18 protein-coding genes are annotated in these 19,146 nt (G+C 68.0%); 8 read left to right on the forward strand and 10 right to left on the reverse strand.

Annotated features, from left to right (window positions below):
• Positions 1–75: 75 nt before the first annotated feature.
• Together recG and ACIP5Y_RS03905 are read right to left on the reverse strand one after the other, a co-directional pair.
• A complete protein-coding gene (gene recG, locus ACIP5Y_RS03900; RefSeq protein WP_400347317.1) occupies positions 76–2,343 on the reverse strand; it encodes an ATP-dependent DNA helicase RecG in 2,268 nt (755 codons plus the stop codon).
• The gene (locus ACIP5Y_RS03905) at positions 2,344–4,218 is read right to left on the reverse strand and encodes a DAK2 domain-containing protein (protein WP_400347319.1); all 1,875 of its coding nucleotides are present in this window, start codon (positions 4,216–4,218) and stop codon (positions 2,344–2,346) included. It lies immediately after the preceding gene.
• A gap of 347 nt (positions 4,219–4,565) precedes the next feature.
• On the opposite strand from ACIP5Y_RS03905, the gene rpmB reads away from it, so the two are divergent.
• Together rpmB and ACIP5Y_RS03915 are read left to right on the forward strand one after the other, a co-directional pair.
• Entirely contained in the window at positions 4,566–4,757 is a 192-nt protein-coding gene (rpmB, locus tag ACIP5Y_RS03910; RefSeq protein ID WP_011210730.1) for a 50S ribosomal protein L28, read from the forward strand.
• 53 nt (positions 4,758–4,810) lie between these two features.
• Entirely contained in the window at positions 4,811–5,332 is a 522-nt protein-coding gene (locus tag ACIP5Y_RS03915; protein ID WP_400347322.1) for a GNAT family N-acetyltransferase, read from the forward strand.
• Here the strand turns inward: ACIP5Y_RS03915 and ACIP5Y_RS03920 are convergent.
• The 3 genes from ACIP5Y_RS03920 to ACIP5Y_RS03930 are packed head-to-tail and all read right to left on the reverse strand — an operon-like array spanning position 5,329 to position 7,354.
• Complete coding sequence (locus ACIP5Y_RS03920; protein ID WP_400347324.1) at positions 5,329–5,589, reverse strand: hypothetical protein; 261 nt, start codon at positions 5,587–5,589, stop codon at positions 5,329–5,331. The genes ACIP5Y_RS03915 and ACIP5Y_RS03920 overlap by 4 nt on opposite strands.
• 35 nt (positions 5,590–5,624) lie before the next feature.
• Complete coding sequence (locus ACIP5Y_RS03925) at positions 5,625–6,302, reverse strand: uracil-DNA glycosylase (protein ID WP_400347326.1); 678 nt, start codon at positions 6,300–6,302, stop codon at positions 5,625–5,627.
• A 47-nt stretch (positions 6,303–6,349) separates the two neighbouring features.
• On the reverse strand, positions 6,350–7,354 hold the full coding sequence (locus ACIP5Y_RS03930) for a thiamine-phosphate kinase (RefSeq protein ID WP_400349116.1): 1,005 nt from the start codon (positions 7,352–7,354) through the stop codon (positions 6,350–6,352).
• Positions 7,355–7,483: 129 nt separating this feature from the next.
• Here ACIP5Y_RS03930 and ACIP5Y_RS03935 point away from each other — a divergent pair, with 129 nt between their 5' ends.
• Positions 7,484–8,215, forward strand: coding sequence for a DUF3515 domain-containing protein (locus ACIP5Y_RS03935; protein WP_400347328.1), 732 nt, complete (start codon positions 7,484–7,486; stop codon positions 8,213–8,215).
• Positions 8,216–8,219: 4 nt separating this feature from the next.
• Here ACIP5Y_RS03935 and ACIP5Y_RS03940 read toward each other — a convergent pair whose 3' ends face one another.
• Positions 8,220–9,317, reverse strand: a complete 1,098-nt coding sequence (locus ACIP5Y_RS03940) for a D-alanine--D-alanine ligase family protein (RefSeq protein WP_400347330.1) — start codon at positions 9,315–9,317, stop codon at positions 8,220–8,222.
• 105 nt (positions 9,318–9,422) lie between these two features.
• The gene (locus tag ACIP5Y_RS03945) at positions 9,423–10,418 is read right to left on the reverse strand and encodes an NAD(P)H-dependent glycerol-3-phosphate dehydrogenase (RefSeq protein ID WP_400347332.1); all 996 of its coding nucleotides are present in this window, start codon (positions 10,416–10,418) and stop codon (positions 9,423–9,425) included.
• Between the two features lie 81 nt (positions 10,419–10,499).
• Here ACIP5Y_RS03945 and cofC point away from each other — a divergent pair, with 81 nt between their 5' ends.
• The 3 genes from cofC to ACIP5Y_RS03960 all read left to right on the forward strand — a co-directional run bounded on the left by cofC (position 10,500) and on the right by ACIP5Y_RS03960 (position 14,508).
• Positions 10,500–11,258, forward strand: a complete 759-nt coding sequence (gene cofC, locus ACIP5Y_RS03950) for a 2-phospho-L-lactate guanylyltransferase (RefSeq protein ID WP_400349118.1) — start codon at positions 10,500–10,502, stop codon at positions 11,256–11,258.
• 62 nt (positions 11,259–11,320) lie between these two features.
• Complete coding sequence (locus ACIP5Y_RS03955; RefSeq protein ID WP_400347334.1) at positions 11,321–13,555, forward strand: RNA degradosome polyphosphate kinase; 2,235 nt, start codon at positions 11,321–11,323, stop codon at positions 13,553–13,555.
• Positions 13,552–14,508 carry an NUDIX domain-containing protein gene (locus ACIP5Y_RS03960; protein ID WP_400347335.1) on the forward strand — a complete coding sequence of 319 codons (957 nt, stop codon included), beginning with the start codon at positions 13,552–13,554 and terminating at the stop codon, positions 14,506–14,508. The genes ACIP5Y_RS03955 and ACIP5Y_RS03960 overlap by 4 nt, the downstream gene beginning before the upstream one ends.
• 267 nt (positions 14,509–14,775) lie before the next feature.
• Here the strand turns inward: ACIP5Y_RS03960 and ACIP5Y_RS03965 are convergent, their stop codons facing one another.
• From ACIP5Y_RS03965 to leuC, 3 genes are all read right to left on the reverse strand, one after another.
• Positions 14,776–15,417, reverse strand: coding sequence for an HU family DNA-binding protein (locus tag ACIP5Y_RS03965; RefSeq protein WP_400347337.1), 642 nt, complete (start codon positions 15,415–15,417; stop codon positions 14,776–14,778).
• A gap of 157 nt (positions 15,418–15,574) precedes the next feature.
• On the reverse strand, positions 15,575–16,183 hold the full coding sequence (gene leuD / locus ACIP5Y_RS03970) for a 3-isopropylmalate dehydratase small subunit (protein WP_400347339.1): 609 nt from the start codon (positions 16,181–16,183) through the stop codon (positions 15,575–15,577).
• Between the two features lie 76 nt (positions 16,184–16,259).
• Positions 16,260–17,684, reverse strand: coding sequence for a 3-isopropylmalate dehydratase large subunit (gene leuC, locus ACIP5Y_RS03975; RefSeq protein WP_400347340.1), 1,425 nt, complete (start codon positions 17,682–17,684; stop codon positions 16,260–16,262).
• 135 nt (positions 17,685–17,819) lie between these two features.
• Here leuC and ACIP5Y_RS03980 point away from each other — a divergent pair, with 135 nt between their 5' ends.
• Both ACIP5Y_RS03980 and ACIP5Y_RS03985 read left to right on the forward strand, forming a co-directional pair.
• The gene (locus ACIP5Y_RS03980) at positions 17,820–18,521 is read left to right on the forward strand and encodes an IclR family transcriptional regulator (RefSeq protein ID WP_397002797.1); all 702 of its coding nucleotides are present in this window, start codon (positions 17,820–17,822) and stop codon (positions 18,519–18,521) included.
• A 124-nt stretch (positions 18,522–18,645) separates the two neighbouring features.
• On the forward strand, positions 18,646–19,143 hold the full coding sequence (locus tag ACIP5Y_RS03985; RefSeq protein WP_400347342.1) for a pyridoxamine 5'-phosphate oxidase family protein: 498 nt from the start codon (positions 18,646–18,648) through the stop codon (positions 19,141–19,143).
• Positions 19,144–19,146: the final 3 nt, after the last annotated feature.

The raw sequence follows: 19,146 nt of genomic DNA on the forward strand, positions 1-19,146 counted from the left end.
TCCAGGGCATCCCGCCCCGGAGTAGGGACCGCATACCTCTGGAGGAGGTCGGCCGATCCACCTCCAGCGGTACGGTCAGGACTTGGCCAGGTACTCCAGGCGTTCGCCGTCGACCGCGGCATGCATCATGCGGGCCAGGCCCGGATGGTTCTCCAGACCGGGATCCGATTCGACCACTTCGCGGGCCAATTGCTGGGCGGCGGTGATGACTTCGAGATCGTCCAGGAGGGACAACAGGCGGAGACTACGGGCGGTGCCGGACTGGGCGGAGCCCAGGACATCGCCTTCACGGCGTTGACGCAGGTCGAGAACGGAGAGTTCGAAGCCGTCGGTGGTGCCCGCCACCGCTTCCAGGCGGGCCATGGCGGTACCGACCGGATTGGTCTCTGTAATCAGGAGACACAGGCCGGCGTGCTTGCCCCGGCCCACTCGGCCGCGGAGCTGATGGAGCTGGCTGACGCCGAAGCGGTCGGCATCGACAATGGCCATGACCGTGGCATTGGGGACGTCGACGCCGACCTCGACGACCGTGGTGCAGACCAGGACGTCGATCTCGTCGTCGTTGAAAGCCCGCATGACACGGTCCTTCTCGTCGGAGGGGAGGCGGCCGTGCAGGAGACCCACGCGCAGATCCTTCAAGGGACCGGTACGGAGGAGTTCGTAGATGTCGAGGGCGGAGTGGGTGGTGGGGCCCTCCTTCTCCTCCTCGGCCTTCTTGCGGCCCTTCGCTTTTCCGTTCTCCTCGTCGTCGCCGATGCGGGAGCAGACGACGTACGCCTGTCGGCCCGCCTCGACCTCCTCGTGGATGCGTTCCCAGGCCCGGTCCACCCAGGCGGGTTTCACCTTGGCGGGCACCACCTTCGAGGTGATCGGGGAACGGCCCCGGGGTAGCTGGGTGAGGACGGAGGTTTCCAGATCGCCGAGCGTCGTCATGGCGATGGTGCGCGGAATCGGGGTCGCCGTCATCACCAGCAGGTGCGGGCTGATGCCGTTCTTGGCCTTGGCGCGCAAGGCATCCCGCTGCTCGACGCCGAATCGGTGCTGCTCGTCGACCACCACCATGCCGAGATCGAAGAAGTCGACATTGTCCTGGATCAGCGCGTGCGTGCCGATCACCAGACCGGCCTCACCGGTGACCGCGTCCAGCAGCGCCGCCTTCTTCTGGCCCGCGGACATGGAGCCGGTCACCAGCACCACCTTGGTGGCGAGATCCGCGGCGCCCAGTTCACCGGCCGAGCCGAGGTCGCCGAGCATGTTCTTCAAGGACCGGAAGTGCTGCGAGGCAAGCACTTCCGTGGGGGCGAGCAGCGCGCACTGCTGACCGTTGTCGATCACCTGCAGCATGGCGTGCAGGGCGACGATCGTCTTACCGGAACCCACCTCGCCCTGCAGCAGCCGATGCATGGGGTGACTGCGGGACAGGTCGGCGGAGATCTCGTCGATGACGGTGCGCTGGCCCTCGGTCAGCTCGAACGGCAGCCGTTTGTCGAACGCGGCGGCGATGCCGTCGGTGCGCGGGACACACGGCTTGGCGGTGCGGCCCTCCACCTGGTGGCGGCGTTCGGCCAGCACCAGCTGCAGGGCCAGGGCCTCGTCGAAACGCAAACGGCCCCTGGCCTGTTCGATATCGGCCTTGTGCTCGGGTAGGTGGATCAGGCGCAGGGCGTCCGATACCGGCAGCAGGTCGTGCTCGGTGCGCAGTGATTCGGGCAGCGGATCGTCGATGGGGTCGAGCTGATCGAGCACCTGCCGCACGCAGCGCAGCAGATCCCAGCTCTGCACCTTCGCGGTGGCCGGATACACCGGGATGAACTCCCGCTCGAAGAACGAGACATCTACGCCGCCCGCGCCTTTCGCGCTCGCCGCCAGCCCGCGCAATGCGCCGCCGCCGCGGACCGAGGTGAGGTTCTCGATCGAGCCGTCCTCTTTATCGGGCAGGATCAGATAGTCCGGATGCGAGAGGTTCCAGCGGTCGGGGCGCCACCAGTGCACGGTGCCCGACATCATGGCGCGCACACCCTCCTTGACCAGGTAGCGCACCTTGTCGCCATTGAAGAAGGTGATCTCCACCGGGCGGGCGTCGCCGGTGTCCAGGGCCACCTTCAGCAGGCTGCCCTTGCGGTTCTTCATGGGCCGCAGTTCGGTTTTGGTGACGCGGCCCATCACGGTGATGTGCTGCCCCTCCTCCGGCGCCTCCTCGGTGAGGGGCTGCCCCTGGGTGGCATAGCGCAGCGGATAGTGCCGCAGCAGATCCTCCACGGTCTGCATGTCGAACGCCTCGCCCAGCGGCTCGGCGGCCTTCACCCCGAGCACGTAGTCGAGCCGATCAGCCAGTGTCGCCATCTATTCCACCCCGATCTGCACCAGATCACCGGCCTGACCGCCGGGATACACCACCACCTCCACGCCCGGGAAGGCCGCGGCGACATGGTCCGCCAGCTCTTCCGAAAGCCCTTGCGGCGCTTCGGCGCCGACCAGCATCGTCACCAATTCCCCGCCGAGGCCCAGCATTCGATCCAGCAGCGTGCGCCCGGCGCCCCGCACATCCGAATCGATCACCACCACATCGTGCCCCACCAAACCCAGACCGTCGCCCGCCGCACAGGTGCCGACAATCGTCAGCGCCCGCTCCGGCGCGATCCGCAGTGCGCCCCAACGGGTTCCGGCGGCGGCCTCCGACATGGCGAACGCGTCGTCCACCGCCATCCGGCCCCCATCGTGCATGGACAGCGCCGCCAGCCCCTGCACCATCGACCCGCACGGCAGCATCAGCACATCGCGCTGACCGTCACGGGCCGCCACACTCACCGCCACCAGCTCGTGCGCGGGCAGCGCCCCGTTCGGCAGCACCAGCACCTCGCGCTGCGACATCCGCCGGATCGCCGCCAGCAGCGCCTCGGCAGTCACATCCCCCTCCAGCACCGCCGCACCCGCATCCTCGAACAACCGCACGGCCCCGCTTCCGTTGGCAACAGCCAGAATCCCCCGATCACCGGCCGCCGCATGCGCCGACACCGCCAGCCACTCGATCCGGATACCGCTCAATATCCCCGCCGCCATCCCGGCCTCGACCGCGGCCCCGGCATCCGCGCAATGCACATGCGCCGACCAGCCACCCGCCCCGTCGCCGACGACGACCACCGAATCCCCCAGCTCCGCAAGCCGATCCCGCAGCCGCCGGGTCCGCCCCTCATCGGTCTCCCGCAGCAGAAACATCACCTCGTACTGCGGCGTAGCCACCCACGAATTCGCTTCGCCCGCAACCACATCCGAGCCACCCGGCCGATCCAGCTCCGCCGCACGCCCCCCGCCGCCGAGGGCCGGCACCGTCCCGCCCGGCCGGGCCACGCCACCGAGGCCCGCGGCACCGGACTCCCGCCCGCGCGTTCCCGCGGTCGACGGCGACACCGGCGCGTATGCGGGCCGAGCGGGCGCGACCCCACCCGAGATCACAACCAGTTCATCCAGCAGCACGAGCAATCCACGCGCCCCCGCGTCCACCACACCCGCCTCGCGCAACACCCCCAACTGCGCCGGCGTCTCCCCCAAAGCCTTCGCCGCACCATCCGCCGCGGCCAGCGCCACCGCCTCGAGCGAATGCTCCGGGCAATCGGCCGCCCGCTCGGCAGCCCGATCCAGCACCGTGAGCATCGTCCCCTCGACCGGAGAACTCAGCGCCTCCCGCACCAACCGTGCCGCCCGCCGCAGCCCGACCCGCAAGGTGCGCTCACTCAACGGCCCATCGGCCGCCGCGTCGGCAATACCCCGCAACACCTGCGACAGGATGATCCCCGAATTCCCCCGTGCCCCGGCCGTCGCGCCCCGCGCCATCGCCGCCGCGATCTCGCGGGCCGAGAGCGTGCGATCACCGGTCGGCACGACCTCCTGATCACCGGTCGATACGGCCTCGCCGGCACCCGCAGCGCGTTTCGTCACGTCCACGTGGAGCGGATCATCCGCGGCCACGGCCACTCCGGGCACACCCGGGTGGCCGGACCGAACGTGATCACCATCACCTACCGCGGCCGGTACCGCCGCTTCGCCGGCGCGGACGGCCGCGCGCATGGTGGCGAGGAGGTTGGTGCCGGTGTCGGAGTCGGCGACCGGGAAGACGTTGAGGGTGTTGATCTCGTCGCGGTGGCGTTCCAGGGCGGCCAGGCTGAGCCGAGCCCAGCGCAGCAGCGCAGTACCGTCGAGCGCATCCCCTACCCCGGGCACCGTCACCGTCCTTCCGCCACACCGGGCCTTCCGGCCACACAGCTGTACAAACCCCGGCCGCCAGCCTAGTCGTGCACCCCGACATCGCGCCGTCACCTGGCATTCGAGTAGCGAATACCACCGGCGAGCCGCCGCACACCGGTCACCGCGCAGGGGGCAATTGGACATCGCCGATACAGGTTGGTTACTCTTGCAGGGTTGCCTGACGCGGCAGCTGATACCGCACTCTGTCGGAATCGGCACAGCGTCGCCAGTGATCCACTGGCTGGCACGTCCAAGACATTAGATTTCGGACACGCTGTATATCTTGCAGCGCGTCCCCACATGACATGAAGGAGCTCGCGACTATGGCTGCCGTCTGCGACGTTTGCGCCAAGGGCCCCGGCTTCGGTAAGTCGGTTTCGCACTCGCACCGGCGCACCAACCGTCGCTGGAACCCGAACATCCAGACCGTGCGCGCGCAGGTTGCCCCCGGCAACACCCGCCGCATGAACGTGTGCACCTCCTGCCTGAAGGCCGGCAAGGTCGTCCGCGGTTAATCAGCTTCACCTCAGAAGCCCCGGCACCCAGAATGGGTCCGGGGCTTTTGCTTGTGCCCGGAACGATCGACCACTCGGGGGCGGAATTGCGTAACTGGAATGTCGTCCCGCTGGCGGCAGTGCACGCCTACAGTCTTGGGGCCTGCCACGTCGCCTGCTGGCGTGAGGCCTATCAGGGCCTGGTGCCCCAGGACATGCTGGACGCCTTCGATATCGGCAGGCGCGCCGAGGCATGGGAACGCATCCGGATCAAATCCGCAGGCCGCATGGTGGTCGCGGTCGCCGACAATATCGTCATCGGCTTCGCCTGTAGCAGCCCGGCCCGGGAGGAAAGCCCGCCCGCCGCACAGGAACTCAATGCCATGTATGTGCGCGCCGCCTACTACGGCACCGGAGTGGCGCAGGATCTGATGGACGCGGTGCTGTCGCGGACGGAGGACACCTCACTCTGGGTGTTCGAGGAGAACCCCCGCGCACAGGCCTTCTACAAGAAGAACGGCTTCGAACTCGACGGCGCGCGCCGAGTCGAAGCCTTCACTCCCGCAGCACAAGTGCGGATGCTGCGCCGGGCCTAGTTCTGGCCGTTGATGCAGTCCACATTCTGGCTGATCGACTGGAAGATGCAGGCGACCCGCGAGGTCACATTGGAGGACAGCCCGCTCACGCTGTTGGTATCGAACAGGCTCCCCACCGGCGCGGCGGCCTGCGGGGCGGTCTCCGCGGGGGCGGGCGCCAGTGTCAGCGGCTCCGCATTGGCGGCGGCCGGAACAGCGGCGAGCGCGGCCCCCGCGGCCAGCGCGACGAAAACACCACGGGCAGTCTTCTTCTGCATGTACATGCTCCTGAATCAGGTCAACGGTTACGCGTTTAGGGCAGACGCCAGTCCACCGGCGCGGCCCCTAGGGTACCCAGCAATTCGTTGGTACGGGAGAACGGACGGGATCCGAAGAACCCCCGCGACGCCGACAACGGTGACGGATGGGCCGATTCGATGCAGGGCGTAGCGCCCAGCATGGGCTTCAGAGTGGACGCATCGCGTCCCCACAGGATCGCCACCATGGGCTGCTCCCGCGCGACCAAGGCGCGAATCGCCTGCTCGGTCACCGCTTCCCAGCCCTTGCCGCGATGCGAGGCCGGCTGGCCGGGCTGCACGGTCAGGACTCGGTTCAGCATGAGCACGCCCTGATCGGACCACGGCGACAGATCACCGTTGGACGGCGTCGGAAGGCCGAGATCCTTGGTGTACTCGGAGAATATATTGCCCAGGCTCCGCGGTACCGGCGAAACATCCGGGGCCACCGAGAAACTCAGGCCCATCGGATGGCCGGGGGTCGGGTACGGATCCTGGCCGACGATGAGGACCCGGACCTTGTCGAACGGCCGTTGGAAGGCGCGCAGCACGTTCTCCCCCTTGGGGAGATAGCCACGCCCTTCGGCGTTTTCGGTGCGGAGGAATTCACCCATCGCGGCGATGCGGTCGGTCACCGGCTCGAGGGCCTCGGCCCAGCCCGTATCTATGACCTCCGACAGTGGTTTGGCGCCCATGTCGGGAAAACTTATCGTGTCGAGTTTCACGGCGGAACCGGGGCCTGCTATGCGAAGGATTCCCAACCGGATGGTCCGGACCGAGAGGTTCCATCCACCGTCACGCCCGCGCCTGCGGCGACCCGGCCGACGACCGTCCAATCTTCCGGCAAATCACTCGAATCGGTGAAGGTCGCGGCGAACGCGTGATCCTCACCGCCCGCCAGAATCCAGTCAAGGGGGTTGACGCCCAGCGCCTTGCCCACCGCATCCAGCCCCGGATCGTGCAGCGCCGCGGCCGCCAGATCGATGGCCACACCGGACGATTCGGCAATATGCCCCAGATCGGCCAGCAGGCCGTCGGAGACATCGGTGAGCGCGGTGATCTCCACGTCATCCGGCAAATCCAGCACCGCGTCGTACACCGGCTGCGGAACCCGGTGCGTGGCAACCACATCGGCGAACTCGCTGAACTCTCCGAGATCGACCGGCGCGACGCTCGCCCCGCCCGGCCGCGCGGCGACGGCCGACAATACCGCCAGGCCCGCCCCGGACCAGCCGAGCTTCCCGGCCACCGCGACCACGTCCCCCACGCGCGCACCCGACCGCTTGATCGGCGCGCGCCGCGGGTCACCGAAGGCCGTCACGGAAACGATCAGCACCGGGCTGCGCACCATATCCCCGCCGGCGATCGACGCGCCCGCCCGCGCCGCCTCCTCCCACATGCCGTCCGCCAGGTCGGTGACGAAATCCACGGCGGTGTCGGCCGGGCACCCGAGCGACACCACGAACGCGCTCGGCACCGCACCCATGGCCACCACGTCCGCGGCATTCTGCGCGATCGCCTTGCGCCCGATATCCCGCGCACTCGACCAGTCCAGCCGGAAATGCCGGTCCTGCACCAGCATGTCGGTGGTCACCACGAACCGTCCCTCCGGCGCGGCCACCACCGCCGCGTCGTCGCCGGGACCCAGCAGCACGCCCGGGGCCTGGGTGCGCCCCGCATTGATGCGCGCGATCAGCGCGAACTCCCCGAGCTCGCGAACGGTGCGGGCAGGACTGCTGGCGGTGATGACGGTCTCCTCGGGACAGAGTGTGATGCGGACGGCTGACCCGGAAACGGTACCCTCGAACCCGAAATCGACGACCACCAGCCGGGACGCGTGCGCCCCGGCACGGCACGATCGGGGACCGGCAACCGGATGAGCAACGACACCCGCGGCAGCGACGCAGCAGCACCGAGCACGCCCGACCAGGAAGAGGGCGCGGGAGCAGCGGGCGGGCAGGAACCGATCGACGCCGCGAAGGCCGGGGACACGGTCGACGACAAGCAGACCCGCGCGAAGACTTCGGACGCCCCCGAGGCCGCGACCGAGGATGCGGACGCCGAGTACTCGAGTAAGCGGTCGCCCGCGCTGATCGCCACCGCTATCGCGCTACCCGTCGCATTGGTCGTCGGCGTGCTCGTGATGGGTGTGCTGGCCAACCGGCATCCCTCGCGGGATCCGCTCGCGCTGGGCGCGGTGTCCGCCCCGGCCGCGAACGGCCCGCAGTGCACGACCCTGATGGGCGGACTGCCGGACAAGATCGGCGATTACACCAAATCCGAACTGGTGCAGCCCGCCCCGCCCGCCACCCAGGCGTGGCAGTTGCCGGACGGCGGGAACAGCATCGTGCTGCGCTGCGGCCTGGAACGCCCCCTGGAGTTCAACAAGGCCTCGCCGCTGCAGGTGGTCAACGGGGTCAGCTGGTTCGAGGTGCGGGACCAGACCACCGGCGTCACCTCCGGCACCTGGTGGGCCGTGGACCGCGGCACCTATATCGCGCTGACCACGCCGGACAATGCCGGAGCGACTCCGCTGCAAGAGGTTTCGGACGCCATCGGCAAGGCCATCCCCGAGCAGCCGCTGGACCCGAACCCCCTGCCCAACTGAGCCGTCAGCGCAGCCCGGTGCCCCGGGCCAGCGCCGTTTCGATGAGGGTGCTCACCAGCGTGCGATTGTCGATGCCGGCGGCATCCCACATGCGCGGGTACATCGAGATCGAGGTGAAGCCCGGCATGGTGTTGATCTCGTTGATGACCGGGCCCTGCTCGGTGACGAAGAAGTCGACGCGGGCCAGGCCCTGGCAGTCCAGGGCGCGGAACGCCTGCACCGCGAGTTCCCGGATCTGCAGCGACACATCGTCGTCCAGCTTGGCGGGGACGTCGAACTCGCAGACGTCGTCGAGGTATTTGGTGTCGAAGTCGTAGAACTCCGGGCCGTCCGGCGTCTCCTCGGGCATCCGGATCTCCGCCACCACACTGGCTTCCACCCGGCCGTCCGGGAATTCCAGTACGCCGCACTCGACTTCGCGGCCCACGATGGCGCCCTCCACGATCACCTTCGGATCGTGCTGGCGGGCAATGGCAATGGCGGCGTCGAGCGCGTCCCAGCCGTCCACCTTGGTGATGCCGATGGAGGATCCGCCGCGGGCGGGCTTCACGAACACCGGCAGTCCCAGGCGCTGCTTGTCCTCGTCCGACAGGGTCTGCACCCCGGGCCGCAGCACCACCTGATCGCCGATCGGAAGTCCTTCGGCCGCAAGGAGTTTCTTGGTGAACTCCTTGTCCATGCCGGCCGCACTGGCCAGGACGCCGGGCCCGACATACGGCAGCCCGGCCAGTTCCAGCAGGCCCTGCAGCGTGCCGTCCTCACCGAAGGCGCCGTGCAGCACCGGGAACACCACATCCACACTGCCGAGCACGGTTTCGGCCCCGTCCAGCGGCACCAGGCTGCCCGGTCGCGACGGATCGGCGGACAGGGTCAGCGCGGCGCCGGTGGCATCCACCGAGGGCAGCGCCCGGCCCTGCGGGCTCAGGGCGCGGGGGTCGCCGTTGCCGAGCACCCAGGTGCCGTCGCGGGTGATGCCGATCGGCACCGCCTCGTAGCGTTCGGGATCGAGGTTCCCCAGTACGGTCCGGGCCGAGACACACGAGACGCCATGCTCGTTGCTTCGGCCACCGAAAACCACCGCCACCCGGATCCTGTTGGTCATGCCGGGAACCGTACCCGGTCGGGTGCGGCGGCAGTGTTACACGGTCGTACCGGACCGCCGTGTTATGCCGTGCTATTCGGCGGCCATCCCGGCGCGCGGCGGCGGCTACTCCGACTTCAGCCGGCGGCCCAGCAGCTGCCCGACCGCATCCGCCGCGGACAGACCCTCGTGGCAGACCCCGTGCACACCCGTGGTCAACGGCATTTCCACGCCGTGCTTCTCGGCCAGCGCCCGCACCGATGTGCACGACTTCACACCCTCGGCGACCTGGCCATGAGTCGCCTGCTGCGCGGTCTCCATGGTCCCGCCGGCGCCCAGCACATGCCCGAAGGACCGATTGCGCGACAGCGGCGAGGTGCAGGTGGCGACCAGATCGCCGACCCCGGCCAGGCCCGCGAAGGTCACCGGTTCCGCGCCGAGCGCCACGCCCAGCCGGATGATCTCGGCCAGTCCGCGGGTGATCAGGCTGGCAACGGAGTTGTCGCCCAAGCCCATTCCCGAGGCGATGCCGCAGGCCAGCGCGATCACGTTCTTGCAGGCGCCGCCGATCTCGCAGCCGATCACGTCGGTATTGGTGTACGGCCGGAAATAGCCGGTGGCGCTGGCCCGCTGCACGGCTTCCGCGCGCCCGGCGTCGGTGCAGGCGACCACGGTGGCGGCGGGCTGCCGCTCGGCGATCTCCCGCGCCAGATTCGGCCCCGACAGCACGGCGATCCGGCTCGGATCGGCGTCGGTGACCTCGGCGATCACCTGGCTCATGCGCAGCAGGGTGCCGGTTTCGATGCCCTTGGCCAGGCTCAGCAGCGTCGAATCACCCGGAATGAGGGTCTTCCACTCGGCCAGATTGGTACGCAGCGACTGCGAGGGCACCGCCAGCACCACGATGTCGGCCCCGTCCAGCGCGACCGCCGGATCGTGGGTGGCCGCGATCGGCGGCAGTTCGACATCCGGCAGATACCAGGGATTGCGATGCTCGTTCGCGAGCGTCTGCGCCACCTCCGGCCGCCGGGCCCACATGGTGACCTCGGTTCCCGCTTCCGCCAACACCTTCGCGAAGGAGGTCCCCCATGACCCCGCTCCCAGTACCGCTGCCCTAGCCATCAGATCAATATAGGTCGCGCACGTGCACCGACTCCGCCGATCCCGACACCGCTCACACACCGGACACTTTCGGGTGGGAAGATTTCCGGCATGCGCGTGGCTGGGTGCAGTGACACGAATGGTTCCAGGAGGGCCGGTACGCACGTGCATGCCATCATCGCTGTGAAGAATCTCGGGCTCGCCAAGAGCCGGCTGGCCGATCACCTGCCCGCGCAGGAGCGGCCGCGGCTGGTACTGGCCATGCTCGCCGACACCGTGACCGCCGCGGTGGCGACCCCGGGGATCGCCTCGGTCACCGTGGTGACCCCCGATCCCACGGTCGCCGAGCTGGTGCACCGGCTGGGCGCCCAGGTGCATCCCGAGCCGCCCGCAACGGAATTCACCCGCAACGGCCACGGCGGCTTGAATGCCGCGCTGGCGGCCGGGGCGGCGGCGGTCCGGGAGCGCCACGGCACCGTCGATCTGCTTGCCCTGCAAGCGGATCTGCCCGCCATGCGCCCGCAGGAACTGGCCGAGGTGCTGGCCGCCGCGACGCAGCCGCGCGCGGTGGTGGCCGATCACGAGGGCAGCGGCACGGTGGCCCTGCTGGCGCGTGATCCACAGTCGCTGGATCCGCTGTTCGGCCGGGATTCGGCCCGGCGGCACATTGCCGCCGGCGCGATCGAATTGCTCGGCGAATGGCCGGGTCTGCGTCAGGACGTCGACACCGCTGTCGATCTCGAGCGCGCCGTCGCGCTCGGCGTTGGGGAGGCAACCCGCGCGCTGCTGAATGAAATCGGCGTGTCGCGGGCGTGTCAAGCAAAGGAAGATGTGCACAGCGCCCGGTCTTCAGTTCGCTGACCGGGCGTGATCTGCGCTGCAATGGACGGTGTCACTTCGGCACCCCACCCGCGACATAAGGAATGATCGTGAGAGTGAGCGATACGGATACCGTCAAGCAATCGCCGCTGCTACCCGCGGCACCGCCCGCGGCAACCCCGGCGCCCACCCCAGCCACGCAGACGCGTTTGCCCCAGGATCGGTACGTCAACCGGGAACTGAGCTGGCTCGACTTCAATGCCCGCGTGCTCGCCCTCGCCGAGGATCAATCGGAGCCGCTCCTCGAACGGGCGAAATTCCTCGCCATTTTCGCGTCGAACCTCGACGAGTTCTATATGGTCCGCGTCGCCGGCCTGAAGCGCCGCGCGGAAACCGGATTGTCGGTGCGCTCCGCCGACGGGCTCTCCCCCACCGAGCAGCTCGAGATGATCGCCGAGCGCACCCAGAAGCTCGCGGTGCGACACGCCAATGTCTTCCTCGATCAGGTGCTGCCCGCCCTGACCGGCGAGGGCATCGCCATCATCCGCTGGACCGACCTGGACGACACCGAGAAGCAGCGTCTCTCCGGGTATTTCCAGGATCAGGTCTTCCCGGTGCTCACCCCGCTCGCGGTGGACCCGGCGCACCCGTTCCCCTACATCAGCGGCCTGAGCCTGAATCTCGCCGTGACAGTGAAGGATTCGGCCACCGGCGGCGAGCACTTCGCCCGCGTGAAGGTGCCCGACAATGTGGACCGCTTCGTCCGGGTCCGCCGCACCCCGACCGCCCGCGAGGCCGCCCAGCACGCCAGCCGGGATTCGGCGGTGCGGGAATCCGCTGCGGCACAAGCCACCAACATGGCCGCCTTCCTCCCCATGGAGGAGCTGATCGCCGCCCACCTGGATCAGCTGTTCCCGGGAATGGAAGTGGTGGAACAGCATTCGTTCCGGATCACCCGCAATGCCGATCTGGAGGTCGAGGAGGACCGCGACGAGGACCTGCTGCAGGCCCTGGAACGCGAACTCGCCCGGCGCCGCTTCGGATCCCCGGTGCGGCTGGAAGTCTCCGACGATATGACCGAGCACATGCTCGATCTGCTGCTGCGCGAACTCGACGTGGATCCCGCCGACGTCATCCAGGTGCCCGGCCTGCTCGACCTGTCCTGCCTGTGGCAGGTGTACGGCGTCGACCGGCCGATGCTCAAGGACGCCCCGTTCGTACCCGCCACCCCGGCCGCCTTCGGCGAACGGGAAACGCCGCGAAACGTTTTCGCCGCCCTGCGCGAGGGCGATGTGCTGGTGCACCACCCGTACGACTCCTTCTCCACCAGCGTGCAGCGATTCATCGAACAGGCCGCCGCCGACCCGCAGGTGCTGGCCATCAAGCAGACCCTGTACCGCACCTCCGGTGACTCCCCCATCGTCAACGCGCTCATCGACGCCGCCGAGGCCGGTAAGCAGGTCGTCGCCCTGGTGGAGATCAAGGCCCGCTTCGACGAGCAGGCCAACATCAAATGGGCGCGGGCGCTGGAACAGGCGGGCGTGCACGTGGTCTACGGCCTCGTCGGCCTCAAGACACACTGCAAGACCTGCCTGGTGGTGCGGCGCGAAGGAGCCACCATCCGTCGCTACTGCCACATCGGCACCGGTAATTACAATCCGAAGACCGCCCGGTTGTACGAAGATGTCGGATTGCTCACGGCCGCACCGGAGATCGGCGCCGACCTCACCGACCTGTTCAACTCGCTGACCGGGTACTCCCGAAAGGCCAACTACCGCAATCTGCTGGTGGCGCCGATCGGCGTGCGGGCCGGGATCATCGAGCGCATCGACCGCGAGATCCAGCTCGCCGCCGAGGGCAAGGACGCGCGAATCCGGCTGAAGGCCAATGCCATCGTCGACGAACAGGTCATCGACGCGCTGTACCGCGCCTCCCAGGCCGGCGTGCCGGTGCAGATCGTGGTGCGCGGAATCTGCGGCCTGCGCCCCGGCGTGCCCGGGATGAGCGAGAATATCGAGGTGCGCTCGATTCTCGGCCGCTACCTGGAACATTCGCGCGTGCTGCATTTCCAGGCGCAGAACGAGTACTGGATCGGCAGCGCCGACATGATGCACCGGAATCTGGACCGGCGCGTGGAAGTACTGGCCCAGGTCAAGGATCCGAAGCTGGCCGATCGGCTGGGTCAGGTGTTCGACTCCGCCCTGCACCCCAACACCCGCTGCTGGGTGCTGCAGGCCGACGGCGGCTGGCAGGCCCAGCCCGATCCCGCCGTGGCCGGCGAGGACATTCGCGACCATCAGGAATACCTCATGCGACTGCGACGGCCGGATCACCAGTGAGCAGACCCGACACCGCCCCCGCTGCCAGATATACCGACCCCCGGGTCACCGCCAATATCCTTGCCGCGGGGGCGGTGTTGTGGCGCCCCGGCCCGGACGGCGAACCCGAGATGGCCCTCGTGCACCGGCCCAAGTACGACGACTGGTCGCTGCCCAAGGGCAAATTGGATCCCGGCGAGACCCCGGTGGTCGCGGCCGCCCGCGAGGTGACCGAGGAAACCGGCCTGAATTCGCGCCTGGGTCGTTATCTCGGCCATGTGACGTATCCGGTCACCGGGCATCGCAAGCTCAAGCGGGTGGACTACTGGGCGGCCCGCGTCCTCGACGGCGAGTTCGAGCCGAATCCGGAAGTCGACGTGCTGGATTGGCAGACCCCGCACGGCGTCATGGACGCGGTCTCCTACCCCATGGATCGCACCATCCTCCGCAATTTCCTGCGCCTCCCGGCCGAGACCTCCACGCTGCTGCTCGTGCGGCACGGCAAGGCGGGCCGTAAGGACCGATTCGCCGGTGACGACGACGAGCGGCCGCTCGAAAAGGCCGGTCGCGCACAGGCTCGCGAGCTGGTGCCGAACCTGCTCGCCTTCGGCGCGGCCGAAATCGTCTCCGCCCCACCGGCCCGCTGTGTCCAAACCGTTACCCCGCTGGCCGAACAGCTCGGCGCCGAGATCGAATTGGAGCCGCTGTTCTCCGAAAGTGGTTATGCGGCAGCGCCGGACACGGCCCGGAAACGGGCCCGTGAGCTGGTCGATGAGCACTCGGTGCGGGTGATCTGCAGTCAGGGCAAGGTGATTCCGGATCTGGTGGAGTGGTGGGCCGCCATGGACGGCGTCACGCTGCCGCCGGCGCGTAATCGCAAGGGCAGTGTCTGGGTGCTGTCATTGCACCGGGGGCGATTGGTGGCGGCGGATCACCTGGATAAGGCGCTCGCTCCCACCGATATTCGGCCATAGCGATTTTCGCGGAGAGAATCCCGGTAATAACCGGTTGGCACACGGGGTTTCACGACCGTTTCCGGCTAACTGAGAAGAACGTATCTCGTTCACCGGGATCATCCGCTTCCGGCGGCGGCCGAATTCCCGCGCGGCCCGGCCATTTCCGGCCCCTGACATGCGAAACGGCCCGGCGATGCCGGGCCGTCTCACATGTCGTCCTGCGTCGAAAACCCGTCAGGGACGGGCAATGCGCTCTGTATCAGAGGCGCACAGACCGCTTGCTCGTCAGCGACGGGCAGTGCGCTTGGCGGCGGTCTTCTTGGCCGGAGCCTTCTTCGCAGTCTTCTTGGCGGTGACCTTCACGGCCTTCTTGGCCGGGGCCTTCTTGGCCGCAGTGGTCTTCTTGGCGGCAGTGGCCTTGGCCGGGGCCTTCTTTGCAGTGGTGGCCTTCTTCGCAGCAGTCGTCTTCTTGGCGGTGGCCTTCTTGGCCGGAGCCTTGGAAGCCGCCTTCTTGGCCGTGGTCTTGGCCGGAGCCTTCGTCGCTGCCTTCTTGGCGGTCTTCTTGGCGGTGGTCTTCTTCGCACCCGCCTTGCCCGAAACCGGGGCAGCCACACCACGCTTCACGGCCGGGCCGCTCGACGCGATCTTCTGCTTGCCGGCGATGATCGCCTTGAACTGAGCGCCGGGACGGAAGGCCGGCACCGAAGTCGGCTTCACCTTGACGGTTTCGCCGGTACGGGGGTTACGAGCAACACGCGCGGCCCGCTTACGCTGTTCGAAGACACCGAATCCCGTGATGGTGACGCTCTGACCTTTGTTCACAGCACGCACGATCGTGTCTACCATCTGCTCGACTGCAGCAGTAGCGGTGCGCCTGTCAGTACCCAACTTCTCGGTCAGAACATCGATCAGTTCCGCCTTGTTCATTGAATCCTCCGCAGACTAAATGGCCCGTCGTCGGACCGACTAGGTACCACGGTAAACCCTTTCCGGGCAAGAGTCTATGTGCCACGCCTATTTTGATGAGACATGGCACACGCCCAGCTACCGGGTTAGAGGGTGTTCAGCTAACCGCCATCAATGATTACGTCTGCGAAATACGGGCCGGAATGGTAGCGGGTTTCCATGTCGGCCTTGCGTTTTCGAACTGGGTGATCTCGCCCTCGTGCCGCAGAGTCAGCCCGATGTCGTCCAGCCCTTCCAGCAGACGCCACCTCGTGTAGTCGTCAATATCGAACGGCAACACGACCGTTCCGGCCGCCACGGTGCGTGTCTCGAGGTCCACCGTCAATTCCAAACCGGGCTGTTCCTCGAGCAACTTCCAGAGCAATTCCACATCGCTCTGCGCCATCCGAGCCGTCAGCAGGCCGTCCTTGCCCGCGTTCCCGCGGAAGATGTCGGCGAAGCGGGAGGAGATGACCACCCGGAACCCGTAGTCCTTCAAGGCCCAAACGGCGTGCTCACGTGAGGATCCGGTACCGAAATCCGGACCGGCGACCAGCACACTGGCCCGGTTGTAGGGCTCGACGTTCAGAATGAAGTTCGGATCCGTCCGCCATGCGGCGAACAGGCCGTCCTCGAAACCCGTTCGGGTAACGCGCTTCAGATACACCGCCGGAATGATCTGATCGGTGTCGACATTGGATCGGCGCATCGGAACGCCGATCCCCTTGTGGACCTTGAAGGCTTCCATCGTGATTCTCCTGAGTCTGTTGTGGCCGAAGAGGGCTGGCTGCGGCTGACCTGGAATGCCCGGGAAAAGCCCGGGATCAGTTCAGATCCGCAGGTGAGGACAGGGTTCCGCGCACCGCCGTCGCCGCCGCGACCAGCGGCGAAACCAGATGCGTGCGACCGCCCTTGCCCTGGCGCCCTTCGAAGTTCCGGTTCGAGGTCGCGGCACAGCGCTGACCGGGCGAAAGCTGATCCGGGTTCATACCCAGGCACATCGAGCATCCCGGCTGGCGCCATTCCGCGCCCGCGGCCGTGAAAATCTCGCCCAGGCCCTCCTTTTCCGCCTGCAGGCGCACCCGCATGGAACCGGGCACGATCAGCATGCGTACACCGTCCGCGACCTGTCGGCCCTGCAGAATGTCCGCGACGGCCCGCAGATCCTCGATCCGGCCATTGGTGCACGAACCCACGAAAACGGCGTCCACCGGCACCTCACGCAGCGGCGTACCCGGCTTCAGATCCATGTACTGCAGCGCCTTCTCGGCGGCCGCACGCTCGTTCTCGTCGAAGATCTGCTCCGGGTCCGGCACCGATTCACCCAGCGGCAGGCCCTGTCCCGGGTTGGTGCCCCAGGTGACGAACGGGGTCAGCGCCGAGGCGTCGAGATGCACCTCGACATCGAATTCCGCGCCCTCCTCGGTCTTCAGCGCGTCCCAGGCGGCCACGGCCGCATCCCAGTCCGCACCCTGCGGGGCGTGCGGGCGGCCCTTCAGGAATTCATAGGTGACCTCGTCGGGAGCCACCATGCCCGCGCGGGCGCCGGCCTCGATCGACATGTTGCACATGGTCATCCGGGCCTCCATGGACATGGCGCGCACGGCCTCGCCGCGGTACTCCAGCACATAGCCCTGACCGCCGCCGGTGCCGATCTGCGCGATGACCGCGAGAATCACGTCCTTGGAGGTGACGCCGTCGGGCAATGTGCCATCGATATTGATGGCCATGGTCTTGAAGGGGCGCAGCGACAGAGTCTGTGTCGCCAGTACGTGTTCCACCTCGGAGGTGCCGATACCCATGGCCAGCGCGCCGAACGCGCCGTGCGTGGAGGTGTGCGAATCACCGCACACCACCGTGGTTCCCGGCTGGGTCAGGCCCAGCTGCGGGCCGACCACGTGCACGATGCCCTGATCGATATCGCCCATCGGGTGCAGGCGCACACCGAATTCCTGGCAATTGCGGCGCAGCGTCTCGACCTGCGTGCGCGAAGTCGGATCCGCGATCGGCTTGTCGATATCGATGGTGGGGACGTTGTGGTCCTCGGTCGCGATGGTGAGATCCGGCCGGCGCACGGGACGGCCGGCGGCGCGGAGGCCGTCGAAGGCCTGCGGGCTGGTGACCTCGTGCACCAGGTGCAGGTCGATGTAGATGAGGTCGGGTTCGCGGTTCGCGCCCTCACCCTCGCCGCGAACGACGACGTGCTGGTCCCAGACCTTCTCCGCCAGAGTGCGTGGCCGGTCGGCCATATCTCCATCACCTCTCGATAGACAAACCCGCATCGGGCTGTGACGCGGGGGCTCGCGCCTCGATCGGACCGGGTGCGGTGCGGGCGGGTGAGCCCGGTTTGCATTTCCCGACATGTGAGACGCTAATATCGTTCTATGAGACAGCATAGCGGCATCGGGGTTCTGGACAAAGCCATGGCGGTCCTGCACGCGGTAGCCGAGCAACCCTGCGGCCTCAATGAGCTGTGCACCCGTACCGGCCTGCCCCGCGCCACCGCCCATCGCCTGGCCGTGGGCCTCGAGGTGCACCGGATGCTGGCCCGCGACAGCCAGGGCCTGTGGCGTCCCGGCCCGGCCCTGTCGGAGCTGGCGACAACCGCCAGCGACCCGCTGCTGGACGCCGCCGCCACCATCCTGCCGCGCCTGCGCGAGATCACCGGCGAGAGCGTCCAGCTCTACCGCCGCGACGGCAATTCCCGGGTCTGCGCGGCCGCCATGGAACCCGCCGCCGGCCTGCGCGACACCGTCCCCATCGGCGCCCGCCTCCCCCTCACCGCCGGTTCCGCCGCGAAAGTCCTGCTGGCCTGGGCTGATCCCGAACTCCAGCGCACGGTCCTCCCCGAGGCCGTGTTCGGCGAACGCGCATTGGCCGAGGTCCGCCGCCGCGGCTGGGCCCAGAGCGCCGCCGAACGCGCCGCGGGCGTGGCCAGCGTCTCCGCCCCCGTCCGCGACGCCGCCGGCGCGGTGGTCGCGGCCGTCTCGGTATCCGGGCCCATCGACCGCATGGGCCGCCGACCGGGCGCCCGCTGGGCCGCCGACCTGGTGGCCGCCGCCGACGCCCTCCACAAGCGCCTCTGACGGGCGTTCCACCCTCGGGGCACACTCGGGGGTGGGTCTCAGCGGTAACAGCGGTAACAGCGGCCTCAGCGGCGGTTTTCCCACCCTGTGACCGGGCTCATACGGCGTAAATTACAGTCGGTTCATGGGAGTCAATCAACGCGCTCAGATCGTGATGTCCGACCAGGAGATCAGCGAATTTCTGGAGAGCAATCGCGTCATCACGCTGGCCACACTGAGCGCCGGCGGCCGCCCGCACCTGACCGCCATGTGGTACGCCCTGGTAGACGGCGAAATCTGGTTCGAGACCAAGGCGAAGTCACAAAAAGCCGTGAACCTGCGCCGGGATCCCCGCGTCACTGTGATGGTTGAAACCGGCGACACCTACGACCAGCTGCGCGGCGTCTCCATCGAGGGCCACGCCGAGGTGGTCGACGATCCGGACGCCCTGTTCAAGGTGGGTATCAGTGTGTGGGAGCGCTACACCGGCCCCTACAGCGAAGACGCCAGGCCGTATGTCGAAGCCATGCTGAACAAGCGCGTGGCCATTCGCATCGTCCCCGAGCGCACCCGCAGCTGGGACCACCGCAAACTCGGCATGCCCGCGATGCCGCTGGGCGGCAGCACCGTAACCGGCAAATAAGAG

Origin of the sequence: Nocardia sp. NPDC088792, assembly GCF_044750615.1 — a bacterium.
Classification (GTDB): domain Bacteria; phylum Actinomycetota; class Actinomycetes; order Mycobacteriales; family Mycobacteriaceae; genus Nocardia.

Coding starts and splice junctions, on each gene's coding strand:
- recG (WP_400347317.1), bottom strand. CDS start 2,343: ATGGCGACACTGGCTGATCGGCTCGACTACGTGCTCGGGGTGAAGGCC.
- rpmB (WP_011210730.1), top strand. CDS start 4,566: ATGGCTGCCGTCTGCGACGTTTGCGCCAAGGGCCCCGGCTTCGGTAAG.
- ACIP5Y_RS03920 (WP_400347324.1), bottom strand. CDS start 5,589: ATGCAGAAGAAGACTGCCCGTGGTGTTTTCGTCGCGCTGGCCGCGGGG.
- ACIP5Y_RS03925 (WP_400347326.1), bottom strand. CDS start 6,302: ATGGGCGCCAAACCACTGTCGGAGGTCATAGATACGGGCTGGGCCGAG.
- ACIP5Y_RS03935 (WP_400347328.1), top strand. CDS start 7,484: ATGAGCAACGACACCCGCGGCAGCGACGCAGCAGCACCGAGCACGCCC.
- ACIP5Y_RS03940 (WP_400347330.1), bottom strand. CDS start 9,317: ATGACCAACAGGATCCGGGTGGCGGTGGTTTTCGGTGGCCGAAGCAAC.
- ACIP5Y_RS03945 (WP_400347332.1), bottom strand. CDS start 10,418: ATGGCTAGGGCAGCGGTACTGGGAGCGGGGTCATGGGGGACCTCCTTC.
- ACIP5Y_RS03955 (WP_400347334.1), top strand. CDS start 11,321: ATGATCGTGAGAGTGAGCGATACGGATACCGTCAAGCAATCGCCGCTG.
- ACIP5Y_RS03965 (WP_400347337.1), bottom strand. CDS start 15,417: ATGAACAAGGCGGAACTGATCGATGTTCTGACCGAGAAGTTGGGTACT.
- leuD (WP_400347339.1), bottom strand. CDS start 16,183: ATGGAAGCCTTCAAGGTCCACAAGGGGATCGGCGTTCCGATGCGCCGA.
- leuC (WP_400347340.1), bottom strand. CDS start 17,684: ATGGCCGACCGGCCACGCACTCTGGCGGAGAAGGTCTGGGACCAGCAC.
- ACIP5Y_RS03980 (WP_397002797.1), top strand. CDS start 17,820: ATGAGACAGCATAGCGGCATCGGGGTTCTGGACAAAGCCATGGCGGTC.
- ACIP5Y_RS03985 (WP_400347342.1), top strand. CDS start 18,646: ATGGGAGTCAATCAACGCGCTCAGATCGTGATGTCCGACCAGGAGATC.